The sequence below is a fragment of the Paenibacillus sp. MMS18-CY102 genome, assembly GCF_009789195.1.
Lineage (GTDB): Bacteria > Bacillota > Bacilli > Paenibacillales > Paenibacillaceae > Paenibacillus_T.
In genome coordinates this window covers 1-17,157 of sequence record NZ_WSTC01000033.1, presented here as the reverse complement: position 1 = coordinate 17,157, position 17,157 = coordinate 1, and the positions used below count along the sequence as shown (strand labels likewise).

The window sequence follows — 17,157 nt, the reverse complement described above, 5'->3', positions numbered from 1 at the left end:
GCCCGAATGAAGGCAGCGAATGACAACGAGAATAAACCCAACAGGCTGAGGGCTGCTGGGTTTGTTCTGATTATCTTAACTATTTAGCTGCTTGTTCTAAATAACCATTCTCAATGACATCCAGCGCGCCGGTATCGGGATTAATAACTAAGCCATGAACAGGAATATCTTTAGGGATCAATGGATGTTTCCGAATGACCTCAACGCTTTGGCGTACGCTCTCCGAAACCGAATCAAATCCGCGCAGCCAGTCTTCAATCTTAATTCCCACATAATCCAACGATTCAATCGTTTCTTCGGAGATTCCCCGTTCAATCATTTTCTGAGTTGTGGCAGCAGGGTTTACATGAGCCATGCCACAGTCATGGTGACCCACGATGCAAACTTCATGGGCATTAAGCTCATAGATCGCAACAATGATGCTGCGTAAAATACTGCCGAACGGGTGCGAAACAATTGCTCCTGCTGTTTTAAGAATTTTGGCGTCCCCATTTTTTAAGTTCATTGCTTGTGGCAATAGCTCCGTTAAACGAGTGTCCATACAGGAAACAACGACAAGCTTTTTGTTTGGAAGCTTTGACGTTTGATACTGCTCATAATCCTTGTTTTCTACAAACTTTTTGTTGTGAACGATCATTTCATCTAACAGCATTTGAACCACTCCTTCTATTTTCTAAGTCTATTTTATTGATTAGGCTGTGAAAAAGCAAAGCTATATTATTTTCGGCATACTATTATGTATCTTATAAGGCGAGGAATAACTTGCCTATACGCATCGAATTGTGCGCAAGCTACAAGGGACGATCGCAAAGTAACAGTGGTCAGGCTCCATCATGCTTTATATAATAAAAGTTAATTATTATCAGGAAAGAGGCATTAGCAGGATGATGAAGCGAAATGTGATGGCTACCATTCAAAGAAAACGGGACCTAGCTGAAAGCGAGTATGAAAAAGCGTTGGGGCAGGTCGAAATCGGAGATTTCCCAGAAGAAACGCAGGAAGAAAAAGACGTGGAAGAAATGATGAGGTCTGGAAAAGGATCAAGAATGCCTGCTTTTATCTCAGTAATTACTGAAGGGATGTTTGAGAGAACAGGCATTGCAGATCCGGACTTGGACTCTTATAGAAACGGAAAAATCGAATTCAAGGACGGTTCCATTGTGGTTGTTGACTATATGCACTATAAAAATGGAACGGCCTATGATAAGGCAACCGTTATTTTTTTGGAAGGGGAAATGGTGAAAATTCAAGCTGAAACGAAACTGGATATTGAAGCTTTTAAAGAAGAAATAGGTTTAACGAATTTGCCAGATGATGCGATAATCAACGAGTTAAATCATGGAGTTGAAATTTCTATAGACCCAAAATTTGTTGACGAAAACATCGTTAAATTCCCTAATGAATGGGATTGAACTCAGAAATTCTTAAGAAGCCCAAAGACCTTTAATCTTGTTTCTTCATTCGCAGGGAGATTCACGGTTACGGTGAGATGCTGCGAATCTGTGACTAGGAACGAGATTTGATCGAATTCCATTACACCTACAATCGGATGGTAGTTCACTTTCCTGCCTTCAGGGCCATTTAGCACATCGTGCTCAGGCCACCATTCCCGGAATTCCTCGCTCTCTTGATTCAGTACCTCTATTAATTCCACAAATGAAGGATCACCGACGAGCTTCCCATAGTTTGCACGGAATTGGGCTAGACGGTGTCTCGCGTGCATTTCCCAATTTTCCTGCAGCAGCTCCCGGGAAAAAGGAGATACAAAGGTTCGCCAGAGCGTATTTCGTTCTAGATAGGACATTGGCTCATAATCTCCGTAAATCAGGTTTGCCGCCTTGTTCCAGGCAACGATATTGAGGCGTTGGTCCAAGACGTAGGCAGGGCTATTCCCTTGCTGATCGAGGAAGGCCAGCAGAGTGGGCTGGATGAAGCGGGAATCTTGTTGCTGCTTAGTTGGCTGATTCTGCAAAGCTAGTGCAAACAAATGGTTGCGTTCAGTTGAATCAAGCCGGAGAGCCGCGGCGATATTCTCGAGCACTTGTGAAGAGACCTGAATGTCTCGGCCTTGTTCCAGCCAAGTATACCAATCAATGCTGACGCCAGATAGAATTGCGACTTCTTCCCGGCGAAGCCCCGGTGTGCGCCTCCTGCCTTGTGGGGATAAGCCAACCTGTTCAGGCGTGAGCCGATCCCGCCTCGTGCGCAGGAACTGGGCGAGTTCGCGAAGCCGTTGATGATTTAAGTTATCCATGACACTGCCTTCCTTCAGACGCAGCAACCATCCTGGGAGTAAAACTCCTAGGATAAACCGTCATCTTATTTTGATATAAATTCCATTATACACTTCTTCCTGACGAATACGACGAATACATGATGTTCATCTAAAGTATCGGCAGATCTAGCAGCTGGTCTCGTTGCCGCCAGCACAGCAATGGGGATGTCGATTCGCGAGGATGTAGGTGCTTTATTCGGCAAATATCATGTCACCAAAGCCGCGCTCGGCGTACAAATTCTACGCCTTATCAAGGATAAAGGGTGGCTAATACCGCCGCCACTTCAAATCAAGCGACCGGAAGCCGTAGGCGCAGGCGTATAACTTGCACAAAATGGAACAGTCCGTGGAATAACGGGCTGTTCTTTTTCGTTTTTTGCACCGTACCGGGATTAGTGATCGGGCCGACGTATTTGAAGCGGAGGAAGAACGAGCCAACCTTTTTCTTTGCTTAGTGATAGTGCGGCTGCAGACGATGCAAGATGCAACGCATAGTACTTCGAGAATAACAACCCGACGTCGATGCGAATCGAACTGCCGGTAATTTGGCTGCAAGCGACGAGGGCGGCAGCTAGATTCTCGCCAACTGCGGCCGCGATTTCTACATCCGAGAAACGTGCGCCAGTTGGAATTTCCTCCAGGCTGACCAATGGGCGCTCCGGCAAGGAGGGCGGAGGCATAAACCCATTATGGATGAGCAATTCGTCACATTCTAAAGCAGCTTGACGCGCTTGCTCAATGAGATTGGTTAATAACCGCTTCAATTCAATATCGCCTGCATGTGACAAATAGAGTTGGTATACAGAAATAGTTGATTTTTTTTTGGCTGAATAGGACCAAATATTAAATATTTCACCGTAATGCAACGGTTGGTCCTTTGGATTCCCACTTAGAATTCCCATTCTTCGCTCCTTTATTTTGGCATAAGGTATCCCCAGTATTGCCGCGAGAGGCTCATTGTAGACTCGTTATACGAAAAGTGAGGAAGTGGATAATTATCGAATAAATATGCCGGAAAGCATGCAACGTAAATAATAGATTAAACTATATATATCTTCGTCTTCATTCACGCTTTCCACGCCGTAATGACAATACTGCCCATCACAGTAGAGAAGTTACTCATCAGGCGCTCATTTTTCAGCATCATGGCAACTGCATCTGGCTTCGAGAATAGCTCGGGATCGATTACCCGTAAAGGGTCGTTATCATTAGCCGGTTGTTTGATCTGCACAAAATGAGAGGCGGTGTAATGATAAAACTTTGATTTGCTCATCAGCTCCAGCCACTCTGGAACGGTTCGCATGTGATGAAGCCCATAGAACGATTGCAGTTTTTTCTTCTGCACCGTGGTTAATTTTGTAGCAAATGCAAGCTCACGATCGTATAGGGCTCCTTTAGGTTTCAGTACTCGCCAATATTCGCGTACAGCAGTGTTTCCTTGGGTAAAAGCCGTAACCGACTCTGTAAAAACGGCATCAAACGTCCCATCCGGAAAAGGCAAGGAACTGGCATCCGCCTGAACAATGCGGACGGGAACCCTGCTTATCTTCGCACGTTGGACCGCTTTTTGAATCATATCTTTGTTTCGGTCTATTGCTGTCACGTCGCAGCCTAAACTAGCTAAATAACACGCAGTCCGGCCAGTACCGCATCCTGCCTCTAGCACTTTCGTGCCGCGCGGAAAGCCGATTTTCCCGATTAATTCTTTCGTCGCTTGGAAACCGCCTGGATGTGCGCTTCCTTCGCCAAGCCGGGCTAATAATGTATGGTAATCCATCGCCTTGTCACCTCTTCCGATATCCTATGCATAACTGCCGGCATGACTACACCTATTCATCGAAATCTCGATTTTTTTACCAAATAGAAGACAATCGCACAGTTCTTCTAGCACATATTTTCATAGTCTAAGATAAACAAGCTGCAGGTTAGGAGGAATGAAGGTATGCAGGAAGTTTATTCGATTTCTCATAATACACTCTATCCTTACATCGGACGGAGGGTTAGTGCCGTTACGCATGACGGAAGGCATGTTATTGGAACGTTAAAGGGAGTAGGAGACGGTAAGTTAATGTTGGAGGATTGTACATTTGACAGCAAGCCATTATCGATCTCTTCTGTTCGAAATGGAAATCAATCGAAAGAACAAACGCGCTCCATGCATAAAGCTAGACTGTCCAGTTGTTACGACGGTTATGGTGGGGGGTATGGCGGAGGCTGTGGCGGTGGTTTCTTTTTTCCGTTTGTGTTTATTGCTTCGCTATTCATTTTGCCTTTCTTCTGTATCTGATTACGCTTGACACGACTTCTAATAGTGAAGAGAGGGTATACGATTGGCATCAAGGAAAGCTCCTAAAAAAAGAGAAGCTGATGGTAAAGTTCTAGCGGCCAAAAAAGCTAACCATTGTCTCGGGCAACTCGTTTGCGTGTTGTTAAATGACGGTAACTGTTATGTCGGAACGGTTCAAGCCGTTCAAAACCATCAGTTGATTCTTTCCGGAACCAGAAGTTGTGGACGAGTGAAGCCTTCTAATCGTTCCAAGTCACCTGAGGCCCAAGTATCAGGACTGCTGGGTTCCTTGTTAGGGGGAATCGGCGCATTCAACTCCTTTGGTTCAATGGCTAGCATATTTAAGCCGATGTTATCTGGCCCGTCAGGCTTTTTAGGAGCGGGAGTTCAAAAACAAGAAGATGTGAAAGGCCCTTCAGGACCCGCAGGTGGAGAGCAGCAGAACGGTTTTAATGGATCGTTTAAACAAATGCTGCCGACTATCCAATTTGGGCTTAATATGGTGCAGTCGATTATGCCATTAATGGGCATGTTTAAAATTTAATGCTTTGTGTACAGCCGGCCAGGAATTCCTGACCGGCTGTTTTTGTGTTTAACAAGGTACTCAAATTCCAGCGGAACGGCGGATTCATATCGGACCACTTTGGCGTGCGTGCCTCATTCGACAAGATCGCGCTCATCACTTTCTAAGGTTTCAGCTGGTTTCTGCAAAGAGCAATTGCCCGGAAGGCAAGCCTGCTTGAAATTGAACAAGCCCCTCTTAAGCGCAGCTTAAGAGGGGCTTGTCTATTCAATGGCTTAGAATACTAAAGAGTAATTAGCTCCATTGTTGTTATCCCAATAGGTTACGCCATTGACCGTGTAGGAAATCGCGAATTTAATAGGCTGTCCAGTGGCGGAAAATGTGAAATTCCACGTCTCAAACGCATTGCCTGAATTGGCTACAAAGCTGTCATAAGATGCGCTCGCTGTCTGCGTAGTAGCCCAATTGTCATAGGAATAAACGATTGTAACGGTTTTTGTCGGAGCAAGGTTCTTCAGATAGATTTTGCCGCCAACATAGAGACCAGAGCGGTTGGAGAAATAGGAGGATTCATAGAGCTTCAGGGCTGCTTTGCTCAAAATTCTGTCAGGCTCGGACGCTCCTCCTACTTTGTAGTTGCTGCCATTATTGTTGTCCCAGTAGGTCTGGCCGTTGACTACATATTTAATAGCAAATTCAAAGGCCGTAGAGAGCGGGGCATCTATATTAAAATTCCAAGCCTCATCACCGCTGGCAAGTGTGGCCGTATAGGAAGCGGATTGCTCTTGCCATATACCATTGCCTGTTGTATACACAACCTTCACTTGCTTGGTTGGCGACAAATTCGTCACTTCTACACTGCCAGATAGACGGGAGAAATTATTTGGAGTTCCTTGTATGGTTTTCGTATGTGCATAGGACAGCTGGACGTTAGGGTCATAAGCATTGGCAACACCACTGAATGAAGCGCTAAATCCAAAGCTTAGTAGCAGAGCAAAAGCAATAAACAAGGTTCCCATTTTTCTTACAGCTAGCATTTCTCATCACTCCTAATTTTTATAGTCTGTAAAACGCGTCAGTCCATCCTCTCCCAGCACAGTCCAATAGGGCACTTCTTTTGCCGGCTATCCCTCCTTTAAACGCCAACAACCCCGGGTTTCCATATCGGAAGCCCGGGGTTGTTCAAAACCGTGAAGGTTTCAAAGCATTTCCCTCAAGTTATTATCCAAGATAGTCTGCAACAAGTTGTGCCTTAATTATAGGATCATCTGACAAAAGAAGTCAATTGCGACTAAAGAACTAAATTCCGATGTTTTCGCTTGGGTTAGCATCGACTATATAATCGATTGATTATATTAGTATATAATTATACAATATAGTGTGAATAGAAAGTTGCAAAGGGGCTTTTTATGCCTCAACGTAAAGCGCTACAGAGAGAAGTAAGTGCAGGGAAGGAGGCATGACATGGATACAATCGAAGAGCTCACCGAGAGTTTAAAGCTTCTTTCGGACAAAACACGGCTCACCATCATGGCTTTGTTGAAGGAGCGGGAGATGTGCGTGTGTGATATCGTCGACATTCTTGAAACGACACAACCAAATGTTAGTCAGCATCTACGAAAGTTGAAACTAGGCGGACTCGTGAATGAAACGAGAAAAAGCCAGTGGATCTATTATTCCTTGAATGTAGCAGACAAACCTTATCTACAAGGTGTCATGGAACAGCTGCCATCTATGAAAGAAAAATTAGCGAATCGAACGAACCAATCATGTAATTAATCCAGGAGGAACTATGCTTGCCATTGCTTTAATCATTTTTGTTATAACCCTTGTTTTTGTGATTTGGCAGCCTCGGGGACTGAATATTGGTTGGCCAGCAGCAGGGGGGGCTATTATCGCGTTATCATTTGGAGTTGTGAAATTCGCAGATGTGTGGGATGTAACCCAAATGGTCTGGAATGCGACGTTAGCTTTCGTTGCTGTCATTCTCATCTCATTAATTCTCGACGAGATCGGTTTTTTCGAATGGGCAGCCTTACATATGGCGCAACTGGCCGGTGGAAATGCCCGCCTGATGTTTGTGTATGTAATTTTATTAGGAGCAGTTGTAGCAGCTTTCTTCGCTAATGATGGTGCTGCACTAATTTTGACACCGATCGTGCTTGCTATGGTTCGCGCATTAAAATTTGACGACCGCATGATATTGCCTTTCATTATGGCCAGCGGATTCATTTCGGATACGGCTTCACTGCCGCTTGTCGTAAGTAATCTCGTGAACATTGTATCATCGGATTTCTTCTCCATCTCATTTGTTGAATATGCAAGCCGGATGATCGTCCCGACAGTGTTCTCTATTGTTGCTAGTCTAGTCGTATTGTTTTTCTTCTTCCGTAAGGAAATGCCCGTGCAATACGATTGGAAACAATTGAAGCGGCCTACAGATGCTGTTAAAGACAAGCGTTTGTTTCGTTTATCTTGGGTCGTGTTAAGTATTCTGCTTGTTGCATATATGTTTAGCGAATCGTTCTCTATTCCGGTGTCCATCATTGCTGGGGCGGCTGCTGTAGTGTTTTTGTTGTTTGCCCGCCAGAGCGAGGCAGTTCATACTTGGAAGCTTGTAAAAGGTGCCCCATGGGCTGTCGTTGTGTTCTCGATCGGCATGTATGTTGTCGTTTATGGCTTAAGGAATGTTGGGCTTACAGATGAGCTTGGGAAACTGTTTCAATGGGTGAGTGATCAAGGCTTGTTCATTTCGACAATTGGTGCAGGGTTCATTGCTGCCATCCTGTCATCGGTTATGAATAATATGCCGACCGTTATGATCGATGCTTTGGCAATCAAGGGAACGGCAACCGAAGGTGTCATTCGAGAATCGTTGATCTACGCGAACGTCATCGGATCGGATCTTGGACCCAAAATCACGCCGATCGGCTCGCTGGCTACCTTACTATGGCTTCATGTTTTATCTAAGAAAGGCGTTCGAATCAGTTGGGGTTATTACTTTAAAGTTGGTGTCATTTTGACCATTCCTACTTTGCTATTCACACTATTCGGGCTTTACTTGTGGTTATCTGCTCTAAACGTAATGAGCGTTAATGCTTGGCTAGTTATTATTGCCATCGGCATGATTGCTACACTCGCACTTTGGATCTTTAAGACCGTGCAAACGGGCAAACAGAAGAAATCACAGCGAGCGTAATGAGATTACGATTCATGAAAAACGACTAAATTGAAATCAGGGGAGAGATTGATCATGGCAAAAAAACCGTTTGTTTACTTTCTGTGTACAGGAAACTCATGTCGCAGCCAAATTGCTGACGGCTTCTTAAAGGCATTGGGTGGGGAGAAGTACGAGGTGAAAAGCGCCGGACTCGAGGCTCATGGTTTAAATCCGCGTGCTGTTGCGACGATGAGTGAGGCAGGCATTGATATTACATCACATTCATCCGATGTGATCGATCCAGAACTTCTCAACCGCGCTGATTTCGTCATTACATTATGCGGCCACGCGGACGAGCATTGTCCCGTCATCTCCAACAACAACGTAGTGAAATGGCACTGGGGCTTCGAAGACCCAGCTAAGGCAACGGGTACGGAAGAAGAGATCACTGCAAAGTTTCGGGAAGTGCGTGACGCAATAAAGGATCGCATCAATCAGTTTGTAATCACCGGAATGTAAGGAAAGAGGGCACTCTAGTAGATCTCTAGTAGAGGGTCCTCTTTTTTAGTTTGTTAAAATTAGCTATTATTTGTTGGTCGATGCAGTCTCACAGCAAGGCGATTCCGTCTTTACAGGGGAGCAGCATTCCGCCGTTTTAACCGGCAGTGGTTTGAACGTGATCTTGTGGGGAGAGCAGCAACTGGTTTCACGAATTGTTGAGGAAGGCTTAGCTGTCGAACAAACACCTGTCTCCGGTAATTGGAGTTTAACTTCTCGCGCAGCTTGATAATCGCCTGCTAATACGGCTACAACACTGCGAACCTGTTCGTAACCGGTCGCAAGCAGGAATGTAGGAGCACGGCCATAGCTTTTGGAACCAACGATGTAGAAGTTTTTCTCAGGTTGCCGTAGCTCGGCTTCGCCATGTGGCTGAACCGTACCGCAGCTATGAATGTTGGGATCGATCAACTGTGCTAATTGAGGAGCAGACTCAATTGCGGAATCGATCTCGTATCGCAGCTCCCGCAAGAAAGAAAACGATGGCCGTGAACCGGTCGCAACAATTATCTCATCGACTTGATCGATGGAATATGATTGCTCTCGTTTCGTACCTTGTAACAAAAGTGATCCATTGACGTCATCTTCGATGCGATCAATAAGAAAGGGGGTATGAATCTGCACATTCCCTAATTGGACATATTTGAATGCTCGATTGCCAAGTTCACCTCGCGCAGGCAAACCGTCATTTTCGCCACCGCCGAAAGCCTCTGAAACATCCTGCTTCCTTAGCACCCAATGGATAGTCGTATCGGGCACTTGTAACTTTAAATCGTGAAGCATGGAGATGACTTGGATTGCGGAATGGCCGCTGCCGACCACGGCAATGTTCTTGCCGGCATAACGAAGTCGACTTGGACCTGGTACATCGGGAATCCCATAAAAAATTTTACTCTCATGTTCACGCTCGCCCTCTGCATCGTTACCATTTGAGCTAATGGGGTTCGGCGTTAACCAAGTGCCTGTTGCATCAATAACTGCTGAGGCTTCAATCCGGTTAAAATGGTTATTCGATTCATATTCAATGATGAAGGGAGCAAGCTCTCGGCCAACAGTTTTCATCTTGTCAAAACCTTTGCGATAGACGGCTTTGACTTTTGCGTTCAGATGAATATGAGGATGGATTTGATCCAGATTAGCCAAAGGCTCCATATAGTGCTGTAACAGCTCTTCACCAGTAGGGAGTTGGCTCTGCTCCGGTGCAACCCAACCTGCCTGCAGAAGCAAATCTCGGGCCGCCGAGTCGATGTTAAATTCCCAAGGCGAAAACATGCGAACATGCTTCCAACTTTGAACAGATGAGCCTATACGATCTCCTTGTTCAAAAAGAACGAATGCCATATTGCGTTTTACTAGTTGAGCTGCTGCAGCCAACGCTACGGGACCTCCACCGATGATTGCAGTAGGTAATTTGTTTGTCATTATATGTTCCTCCTTAGTGATAGTGAAATAATTTGCAAAATGCAAGTATATGGCTTAGAAGAAACCTCCATCATTGTGGAGGCGTACAAAAAGAGACGGAGTGTTGCATTGCAGCGTTAAATAGTTTGATCGAACGAATTACTGTATCGCGTTCGAATTCGGTCATCGTAGAGAGTACATCATGCAACTGAGCATTAACGGTTAGATTGATGTTGTTCTCCATACTCAGCCCTTCAGAGGTTAAGGATAGGACGTTTATTCTATTGTCGGAAGGGTGGGGAGTCTTTTTCACAAAGCCTTTGTCGACTAACGTTTTCACTTGTCTGCTAAAGGTAGTGATGTCCATCCCTAACGCGCCGGCTACTTCCTGCATGGAAGGTTGATGCTGGCGATTGATCTCATACAAAATATGGCTCTGGACATTAGAAACTTCTTGCCCACAGCAGTTTTCGCAGCATTGCTCATTCAATAAGCCGAAGTTGCGCGAAAGAAGTTGAAACAGATTGCGCACGTTTTCCATTGCTAAGACCTCCTTGATTTAGTTATAGCATTATTATTTGCATTTTGCAAATAATATTGTACATTGATCGGTATTCCGAATCGGCAAACTCAATTAAACAAGCGGCTGAATTCACGGGCCTGTCAGAAGATACGATCCGCTATTACGAGAAAATCGGCTTGCTTCCGTATGCCAACCGCAAAACAAGCGAACACAGAACTTGACGGGGACATACCCATCATGACGTTATTCAGTTTATAATAAAGAAGTTTACTTTATGGAATGTCTGTTGTTAACCTGTGATGGTGATTGAACAATGTTCCATTGACAGCAAGTATTTTACTATTCTAAGAACAACGATTGTTCTGGTAGGTATAGAGGAGTTTTTATGATGAAAGAAAATTTTTGGCGCGATTTGCCACGACCTTTTTTTGTACTAGCACCCATGGAAGATGTGACAGATGTTGTTTTTCGCCATGTGGTAAGTGAAGCAGGCAGACCGGATGTGTATTTTACGGAGTTTGCGAATACGGAGAGTTATTGTCATCCAGAGGGGAACAAAAGTGTACGTGGGCGCTTGACTTTCACCCCAGATGAACAGCCCATTGTCGCACATATCTGGGGAGATAAGCCGGAATTTTTCCGTGAAATGAGCATTGGCATGGCGAAAGAAGGATTCAAAGGCATCGATATTAATATGGGTTGTCCAGTGGCAAATGTAGCGGAGAATGGAAAGGGCAGCGGCCTGATCTGCCGTCCTGAAATCGCAGCGGATATCATCCAAGCCGCCAAAGCCGGAGGACTGCCTGTCAGTGTAAAAACAAGGCTCGGTTTTAGTGGCCTAGACGAATGGCGTGACTGGTTAACCCATATTTTGAAACAAGACATTGTTAATCTGTCCATTCATCTTCGGACCAGAGAGGAAATGAGCAAAGTAAAAGCTCATTGGGAACTGATTCCGGAGATTAAGAAGCTTCGTGATGAGGTGGCACCAGATACACTTTTGACCATAAACGGGGATATCCCTGACCGTCAGACCGGCCTGCAGCTTGCTGAGCAATACGGTGTCGACGGCATTATGATTGGACGCGGCATTTTTCAAAATCCATATGCATTTGAGACAGAGCCGAAGGAGCACAGCAGTGCGGAATTGCTTGATTTGCTGCGGCTCCATCTGGATCTGCATGATCAATACTCAGCAGAGGAACCACGTTCGTTTAGTGCGCTTACCCGTTTCTTCAAAATCTATGTCCGTGGGTTTCGAGGGGCAAGTGAACTCAGAACCAGCTTGATGAACGCCAAATCAAAAAGTGAAGTTCGTGTATTACTGAGTAATTTTGGAAGAAACGAGCATGATGGGACTGATGAACATGGAAATTAGATCATGGCCATCGTCAATTCCGTTAACTTGCAAGGTGTTTACAACAAAATAGAAGCATAGCATGGCTCCCACTTGAGTTGAAGGTGGGAGCTATTTTACGCTTACGGTTAAAGTTCGGAATTATGGAAAGGATAACCTCCGATATCAATACAGCCAATGAAGGAGGCAACTAGGTAAAATGAGGGCACTTCAATGTTTGGTTATCACTGCGTTGTTATTCTCGTTAGTGGCTGTCCCCAACGCCCACGCGCAATTTCCCAATGTTGACAAGATGACGGAGCCGCAGCTGATTAATCTGTTTAACCAGTACATCGCACAGACCGTTAGGCCCCGTGAGCTTGCCGTTCGCAAGAGAGAAAACATCTTAAATCACAAGGTGCTGGCCGTAAAAAAGCTGTCCAAAGAGGTCTCAGCGCAAGTCATTGATTCGCAAAATTTTGCGCGTCTCGGAAAGGATTCCCTTGTCTTTTATGTGGCGGTCAATTATCAACTGAAAGAAGAAAGCAAATACCGATTGAACGGAATCAATTACCGGCTGATCACCATGCTGAAGGAACCGAACGGGACCTGGAGTTTCTTTCAATACGAGAACGCCCCGGTACATATTCTGGTCGGGCTGAACCAAGGATTTAACACAGAGGACGAGAAGCAGATGGCGGAGATCTCAAAGCTCCATTATCAAGGTATCTATAAGAACCGTGCGGGTCAGCAGCTTGGCGATTTCAACACCGATAACGTCGCTAGTGAGCAGGATCTCATCTATGAAATGACCGGAAAATCTCAAGAAGCGTCTTATATGGCGGATGATGAGATACCCGGTACGGTGAACCCGTATTATAAGCGTCCTAAATGGATTCGTGTCCTAATGACGCATCCCAGCAACTTGCAATACTACGGCTGCACGAAAGCTTGCGTCCAGCGAATCGATTTCATGGACTATTTGAAGCATGTGCTGCCTTTGGAATGGATCAAGGAGGCGCCGCCGGAATCCCTAAAGGCAGGGGCCTTGGCTGTCAAAATGTATGCATGGCATGCCGTGTCGGTTGACCCGAAGGCACGATATACGGATGCGGATATTGTAGATACGACGCAAAACCAGGTATATGCCGCTGATTTTAAGGCTTATTATAAACAGGAAATCCGAAAGAACCATCCCGGCATCAGCCAGCAACAGCTAGAACGAGTTAGCGAACAGGAAAGCAATATCGCAGAAAAAACCGCAGCTATGCTTCACGCACAAGGCGTAGCCGGTATCGGATTGAAGGAGAATGTTCTGCACACGTTGATTGATGTAGGCCACAAGAAAGAAGGAAAGAAAGCAAGCGGAATTGTATCACAGACGGGGGCCACTCGTATGGCGAATGAAGGAAAGTCGCACATCCAAATCCTCCGTTACTATGTGGAAGGAGCGCCTACACTGCCGCGAGGCACTCGAGTAGAGTTATTCCGTTACACTAAATAAAGGAGGGTCGCATGAATATGCTTAAGAAATTGACAACGATTTTAACCTTGCTGGTATTCCTGTCCATTGCAGCTTATTCTCCGGTACAAGGTCAGGCGCCGCAAGAGCCTACTGCCCAACCGGATTCAGGTCTTTCCAAAAAAGCGGAAATTGCGCTGATGGATAAATATTTGGTGGAGTTCTATGAGAATGCCGCTAAGATTCGGGGAGTCAAGTTGGTCGAATCCGCAAAAACAGTCGATACGAAGGAACTGCCGATTGATTTTGTGAAGGGATTCCGCAATCTAGAGAAGTTTGAGCGGCAGGGAATTGGGTATGTTCTTCGTTATGCGGCGATAGATTTTAAGATGGCTCAAGAAAATCGATATGGCATTAACGGAATCAACTACCGGATCTTCGTCCTCACCAAGGAGAATGGAAATTGGAAGGTGGCTGAAATGGGGTTGGTCCCTGTGGATCAAGTGGTTGCACAAAATCTTGGCTTTGGCGATAATGCTGAACGTGAGATGGCCGATATCTATAAAGATCAAGCAAAGGGCATCTTCCGGAACCGCCAAGGAAAGATTGTAGACCGATTGAACGTCGCAACAGAGGAGGATCTGAAAAAAGAAGTTGAAGGCAAGCCGCTGCTGCCTCTGCCCGAGGAGAAGTGGAGCAGCCTGCTGCCGGTACGGATCAACCCGTATTACAAGCGGCCCCAGTTCATTAAAGTGCTCATGACCACCACAGAAAATAAGCAGGCCTTCGCCTGCGAGTCCGACTGCGTTCAAGAAATCGACTTTCTTGCTTATATCCAGAATGTCTTCGCCAATACATGGCCGAAGGACGCCCCTCCTGAAGCATTGAAGGCGGGTGCATTGGCGGTCAAGATGTACAGTTGGTTCTCCATCGTGGTAAATCCAACCGCCGGGCAAATGAATGCCGATGTGATCGATACAGACCCAAGCCAGAAATATGTCGCAACACCTCCCGCCATGGATGAGGAAGAGCGGAAAAAGACTGAGGCGATGATGAGTGTCTTTTTCTCACCGGATGTCGCAGGCATCGGCTTCAAGGACGGCCTAAGTCATGGTTTATTCCTGCCGTTGACTTCGGACCAGAGGGATTTGACCTGGGCTACGGGCATTCTATCACGTCCGGGGGCGGTTGAGCTGGCCAAGCAAGGCAAGGACGCTGCCGAAATTCTGCAGCATTACTTCGAAGGTTCCGACCGTATGGAGGAGGCCGTTGCTCCGCTTACATTCTATAGGTATGCGAAGACGGCAGGTTAACCTTCACGTGGTCGATCAATATTGACTCATAAGTAAAAAAGGAAATCCAGATTCATGGATTTCCTTTTTTATATTTATATTTAATTTTCAACAGAAGAAATTCTCCAGACGATAGAGATGTTGGCAGCCTCGGTAGAGGCATGTGCAGTGTTGTTTTATTCTGACGGAGGAAATGGAGTGACGAGGTGAAACGTTATCAAACTGAGCGACAATCTCTATTTTGGGCACAGAATCGGCATTAAAAACACAGAAGGCATCATAGCAGTACTGAACAAGCATCGCGTTCCGGGAGCGATAAACTCCGCTTAACTGGATGACCAGTAGTAAAAATGAAATGACAAGAACGTTAAACATTCCCGACAAAGTTGAAATGCAAGCTACTATGGTATCAAAAGTGGAAGAGGCGCTCGACGAAGCTGCTGTCTAAGTCCTGATTATGTCGTAATAAAATGCACAAATGTAGGGACATTGTACTCTTACGCCATAAATCTTTAGACATTGTCTCGATTTTGTATTTAATACGGGTTTAAAAACGCTGGAAAGGTACAGGGCTATCGTTCTATTGAATGATCTTCAATTCGTGTGATACACTTTTTTTGTAATTTCTTGAAATAATTTATAGAATTGGGAGGTGTTGATCAGCGGTGAAACATCTTATTATCCTTGCGTGCTGTCCATAGCATTGAGCTTCTTCGTTACGGTGACAATTCTTTAAATGAATCTATATCGTCTATTAATGTTCAGGAGGTTGCAAAAAAATGTGTGAAAACAAAATGGAATTGTTCCCTTTAACCCAGGCACAACACAGAATATGGTATACGGATTTGCTATATCCGAACACAACAACATGCACGCTATCCGGCGCAGTTATCATCAGAGGAAATGTAGATGTGGATCTGTTGCAGCAGGCCATTCAGTTACTTATTCAACAAAATGACGCTTTTCGAATCAAAATAACAGAGGAAAATGGCGTACCCGTTCAATATATTGAACCCTATGTGCATAAAGAAATCGAGTTTATGGATTTCTCTACATGCAATGACGACTCACAAGCGGAGAAATGGTTGAAGCTGCATAACAGCAAGCCAATCAAACTGCTTCTTTCCGAACTATATCAGTTTGTTATTTTAAAATTTAATAATGAGCAATACGGGTACAATATAAAAATGCACCACATTGTTTCGGATGGTATATCGATGAATCTTGCAGCGAACCAGATTGCAGAAAATTATGCAAAGCTAGTCGAAGGAACTTCGTCCGCAAGGGATGAAAAAAACTCTTATATTGACTATATATACACGGAACAGGAATATGAGAAGGCAGATCGCTATCAAAAAGATAGAGCGTATTGGCTAAAAAAATTCCAAACTCTACCGGAAATAACCGGGCTTGTAACCTATAATCCTTTGACAACAAGCACAACGGCAGAAAGAAAAAGCGTCATAATCCAGGGTGATCTCTATCACAAATTGACAGCATTTTCTCAGCATAACAAGATCAGTGTTTTTACGTTTTTTTTATCTGCTATGTATCTTTATATGCATAAAGTAACAAATCAGACTGACATTGCGATTGGAACGATCTATGCAAACCGGACAACAAGGAAAGAAAAAGAAACGATCGGAATGTTTGCCAGTACAGTCGCAGCGAGGGTTTCTGTGGATCCACAACTGGACCTGCTCTCTTTTCTGCATAGAGTAGCCAAGGAACAAAGCTCTATCTTGCGTCATCAAAAATATCCTTATAATCAATTAATTCAAGATTTAAGGAATATACATAAAAATATTGAACTTCAACGGCTGTTTGGCATTGCAGTGGAGTATCAAGCCATGGATTTCCTGGATTTTCATCACATGAGTATGCAAAATAAAGTGAATTTTTGCGGGGATGAAGGGAATGATTTCGTCCTTCATATCAAAGAAATGCTCAATGAGCAGCATATCGTGCTCGATGTTCATTATCGCACGCAGATATTTGAAGAGCATGAAGTGCAGCGAATGTTGCAACAGATCATGACAATTACGGAACAAATCATTCGTAATCCGTTTGAAAAATTATATGAGATATCGCTGATTAGCGAGGAAGAAATACATACGATATTAACCGTGTTCAACGACACTTGTACGAATTATCCACGGGGGAAAACGATCCATCAGTTATTTGAAGAACAAGCGGAGCGAACGCCGGATCGAGTTGCGGTTGTATATGAAGGAAGCCAGTTGACATACGGTGAGCTGAACGAAAAGGCGAACCGGCTTGCGCGGAGGTTGCGTGCAGAAGGTGTACAGCCGGATCAGCCTGTAGGCATCCTGGTGGAGC

The 17,157-nt window shown here is 44.9% G+C and carries 18 protein-coding genes and 2 pseudogenes; 13 read left to right on the top strand and 7 right to left on the bottom strand.

Annotated features, from left to right (window positions below; genetic code table 11):
- Nucleotides 1-79 precede the first annotated feature (79 nt).
- A complete protein-coding gene (locus GON22_RS20590) occupies nt 80-652 on the bottom strand; it encodes a beta-class carbonic anhydrase (protein ID WP_160397998.1) in 573 nt (190 codons plus the stop codon).
- A 232-nt stretch (nt 653-884) separates the two neighbouring features.
- Here GON22_RS20590 and GON22_RS20585 point away from each other — a divergent pair, with 232 nt between their 5' ends.
- A complete protein-coding gene (locus tag GON22_RS20585) occupies nt 885-1,412 on the top strand; it encodes a hypothetical protein (RefSeq protein WP_160397997.1) in 528 nt (175 codons plus the stop codon).
- Between the two features lie 2 nt (nt 1,413-1,414).
- Here GON22_RS20585 and GON22_RS20580 read toward each other — a convergent pair whose 3' ends face one another.
- Entirely contained in the window at nt 1,415-2,254 is an 840-nt protein-coding gene (locus GON22_RS20580) for a helix-turn-helix transcriptional regulator (protein ID WP_160397996.1), read from the bottom strand.
- 144 nt (nt 2,255-2,398) lie between these two features.
- Here GON22_RS20580 and GON22_RS20575 point away from each other — a divergent pair.
- Nucleotides 2,399-2,599, top strand: a pseudogene (locus GON22_RS20575) (DUF3231 family protein); the annotation flags it as partial.
- A gap of 68 nt (nt 2,600-2,667) precedes the next feature.
- Here GON22_RS20575 and GON22_RS20570 read toward each other — a convergent pair.
- Nucleotides 2,668-3,177, bottom strand: a complete 510-nt coding sequence (locus GON22_RS20570; RefSeq protein WP_160397995.1) for a DUF3231 family protein — start codon at nt 3,175-3,177, stop codon at nt 2,668-2,670.
- Between the two features lie 164 nt (nt 3,178-3,341).
- On the bottom strand, nt 3,342-4,052 hold the full coding sequence (locus tag GON22_RS20565; RefSeq protein ID WP_160397994.1) for a class I SAM-dependent methyltransferase: 711 nt from the start codon (nt 4,050-4,052) through the stop codon (nt 3,342-3,344).
- A 165-nt stretch (nt 4,053-4,217) separates the two neighbouring features.
- On the opposite strand from GON22_RS20565, the gene GON22_RS25800 reads away from it, so the two are divergent.
- On the top strand, nt 4,218-4,562 hold the full coding sequence (locus GON22_RS25800; RefSeq protein ID WP_202113383.1) for a hypothetical protein: 345 nt from the start codon (nt 4,218-4,220) through the stop codon (nt 4,560-4,562).
- Nucleotides 4,563-4,605: 43 nt separating this feature from the next.
- Nucleotides 4,606-5,106 (top strand): hypothetical protein, encoded by a 501-nt coding sequence (locus GON22_RS20560; protein WP_160397993.1) that lies wholly within the window; start codon nt 4,606-4,608, stop codon nt 5,104-5,106.
- A gap of 254 nt (nt 5,107-5,360) precedes the next feature.
- On the opposite strand, the gene GON22_RS20555 is transcribed toward GON22_RS20560, so the two are convergent.
- Nucleotides 5,361-6,122 (bottom strand): carbohydrate-binding protein, encoded by a 762-nt coding sequence (locus GON22_RS20555; RefSeq protein ID WP_160397992.1) that lies wholly within the window; start codon nt 6,120-6,122, stop codon nt 5,361-5,363.
- A 427-nt stretch (nt 6,123-6,549) separates the two neighbouring features.
- On the opposite strand from GON22_RS20555, the gene GON22_RS20550 reads away from it, so the two are divergent.
- Genes GON22_RS20550 through arsC form a run of 3 tightly spaced genes read left to right on the top strand, consistent with a single transcriptional unit; the run spans nt 6,550 to nt 8,764 of the window.
- Complete coding sequence (locus GON22_RS20550) at nt 6,550-6,864, top strand: ArsR/SmtB family transcription factor (RefSeq protein ID WP_160397991.1); 315 nt, start codon at nt 6,550-6,552, stop codon at nt 6,862-6,864.
- A gap of 13 nt (nt 6,865-6,877) precedes the next feature.
- A complete protein-coding gene (locus tag GON22_RS20545; protein WP_160397990.1) occupies nt 6,878-8,284 on the top strand; it encodes an arsenic transporter in 1,407 nt (468 codons plus the stop codon).
- A gap of 54 nt (nt 8,285-8,338) precedes the next feature.
- On the top strand, nt 8,339-8,764 hold the full coding sequence (gene arsC, locus GON22_RS20540; protein ID WP_160397989.1) for an arsenate reductase (thioredoxin): 426 nt from the start codon (nt 8,339-8,341) through the stop codon (nt 8,762-8,764).
- A 66-nt stretch (nt 8,765-8,830) separates the two neighbouring features.
- Here arsC and GON22_RS20535 read toward each other — a convergent pair whose 3' ends face one another.
- Complete coding sequence (locus GON22_RS20535; RefSeq protein ID WP_160397988.1) at nt 8,831-10,225, bottom strand: NAD(P)-binding domain-containing protein; 1,395 nt, start codon at nt 10,223-10,225, stop codon at nt 8,831-8,833.
- Between the two features lie 70 nt (nt 10,226-10,295).
- Nucleotides 10,296-10,745: a MarR family winged helix-turn-helix transcriptional regulator gene (locus GON22_RS20530; RefSeq protein WP_160397987.1), complete on the bottom strand. Its 450-nt coding sequence runs from the start codon at nt 10,743-10,745 to the stop codon at nt 10,296-10,298.
- Nucleotides 10,746-10,807: 62 nt separating this feature from the next.
- Between GON22_RS20530 and GON22_RS20525 the strand changes: the two are divergent.
- The 6 genes and pseudogenes from GON22_RS20525 to GON22_RS20505 all read left to right on the top strand — a co-directional run.
- Nucleotides 10,808-10,942: pseudogene (locus GON22_RS20525) on the top strand (MerR family DNA-binding transcriptional regulator); the annotation flags it as partial.
- Nucleotides 10,943-11,115: 173 nt separating this feature from the next.
- Nucleotides 11,116-12,105 carry a tRNA dihydrouridine synthase gene (locus tag GON22_RS20520; protein ID WP_160397986.1) on the top strand — a complete coding sequence of 330 codons (990 nt, stop codon included), beginning with the start codon at nt 11,116-11,118 and terminating at the stop codon, nt 12,103-12,105.
- Nucleotides 12,106-12,283: 178 nt separating this feature from the next.
- Nucleotides 12,284-13,567 carry a SpoIID/LytB domain-containing protein gene (locus GON22_RS20515; RefSeq protein ID WP_160397985.1) on the top strand — a complete coding sequence of 428 codons (1,284 nt, stop codon included), beginning with the start codon at nt 12,284-12,286 and terminating at the stop codon, nt 13,565-13,567.
- Between the two features lie 17 nt (nt 13,568-13,584).
- Nucleotides 13,585-14,838: a SpoIID/LytB domain-containing protein gene (locus GON22_RS20510; RefSeq protein WP_160397984.1), complete on the top strand. Its 1,254-nt coding sequence runs from the start codon at nt 13,585-13,587 to the stop codon at nt 14,836-14,838.
- Nucleotides 14,839-15,033: 195 nt separating this feature from the next.
- Complete coding sequence (locus GON22_RS26220; protein WP_336604342.1) at nt 15,034-15,147, top strand: hypothetical protein; 114 nt, start codon at nt 15,034-15,036, stop codon at nt 15,145-15,147.
- A 449-nt stretch (nt 15,148-15,596) separates the two neighbouring features.
- Nucleotides 15,597-17,157, top strand: a 1,561-nt coding sequence (locus GON22_RS20505) for a condensation domain-containing protein (protein ID WP_160397983.1), incomplete at its 3' end; no start/stop codon positions are given.

What these genes read in the sequence shown, in the direction of transcription:
- GON22_RS20590 (WP_160397998.1), bottom strand. Translation starts at nt 652, where the DNA reads ATGCTGTTAGATGAAATGATCGTTCACAACAAAAAGTTTGTAGAAAAC.
- GON22_RS20585 (WP_160397997.1), top strand. Translation starts at nt 885, where the DNA reads ATGATGAAGCGAAATGTGATGGCTACCATTCAAAGAAAACGGGACCTA.
- GON22_RS20580 (WP_160397996.1), bottom strand. Translation starts at nt 2,254, where the DNA reads ATGGATAACTTAAATCATCAACGGCTTCGCGAACTCGCCCAGTTCCTG.
- GON22_RS20570 (WP_160397995.1), bottom strand. Translation starts at nt 3,177, where the DNA reads ATGGGAATTCTAAGTGGGAATCCAAAGGACCAACCGTTGCATTACGGT.
- GON22_RS20565 (WP_160397994.1), bottom strand. Translation starts at nt 4,052, where the DNA reads ATGGATTACCATACATTATTAGCCCGGCTTGGCGAAGGAAGCGCACAT.
- GON22_RS25800 (WP_202113383.1), top strand. Translation starts at nt 4,218, where the DNA reads ATGCAGGAAGTTTATTCGATTTCTCATAATACACTCTATCCTTACATC.
- GON22_RS20555 (WP_160397992.1), bottom strand. Translation starts at nt 6,122, where the DNA reads ATGCTAGCTGTAAGAAAAATGGGAACCTTGTTTATTGCTTTTGCTCTG.
- GON22_RS20550 (WP_160397991.1), top strand. Translation starts at nt 6,550, where the DNA reads ATGGATACAATCGAAGAGCTCACCGAGAGTTTAAAGCTTCTTTCGGAC.
- GON22_RS20545 (WP_160397990.1), top strand. Translation starts at nt 6,878, where the DNA reads ATGCTTGCCATTGCTTTAATCATTTTTGTTATAACCCTTGTTTTTGTG.
- arsC (WP_160397989.1), top strand. Translation starts at nt 8,339, where the DNA reads ATGGCAAAAAAACCGTTTGTTTACTTTCTGTGTACAGGAAACTCATGT.
- GON22_RS20535 (WP_160397988.1), bottom strand. Translation starts at nt 10,225, where the DNA reads ATGACAAACAAATTACCTACTGCAATCATCGGTGGAGGTCCCGTAGCG.
- GON22_RS20530 (WP_160397987.1), bottom strand. Translation starts at nt 10,745, where the DNA reads ATGGAAAACGTGCGCAATCTGTTTCAACTTCTTTCGCGCAACTTCGGC.
- GON22_RS20520 (WP_160397986.1), top strand. Translation starts at nt 11,116, where the DNA reads ATGAAAGAAAATTTTTGGCGCGATTTGCCACGACCTTTTTTTGTACTA.
- GON22_RS20515 (WP_160397985.1), top strand. Translation starts at nt 12,284, where the DNA reads ATGAGGGCACTTCAATGTTTGGTTATCACTGCGTTGTTATTCTCGTTA.
- GON22_RS20510 (WP_160397984.1), top strand. Translation starts at nt 13,585, where the DNA reads ATGCTTAAGAAATTGACAACGATTTTAACCTTGCTGGTATTCCTGTCC.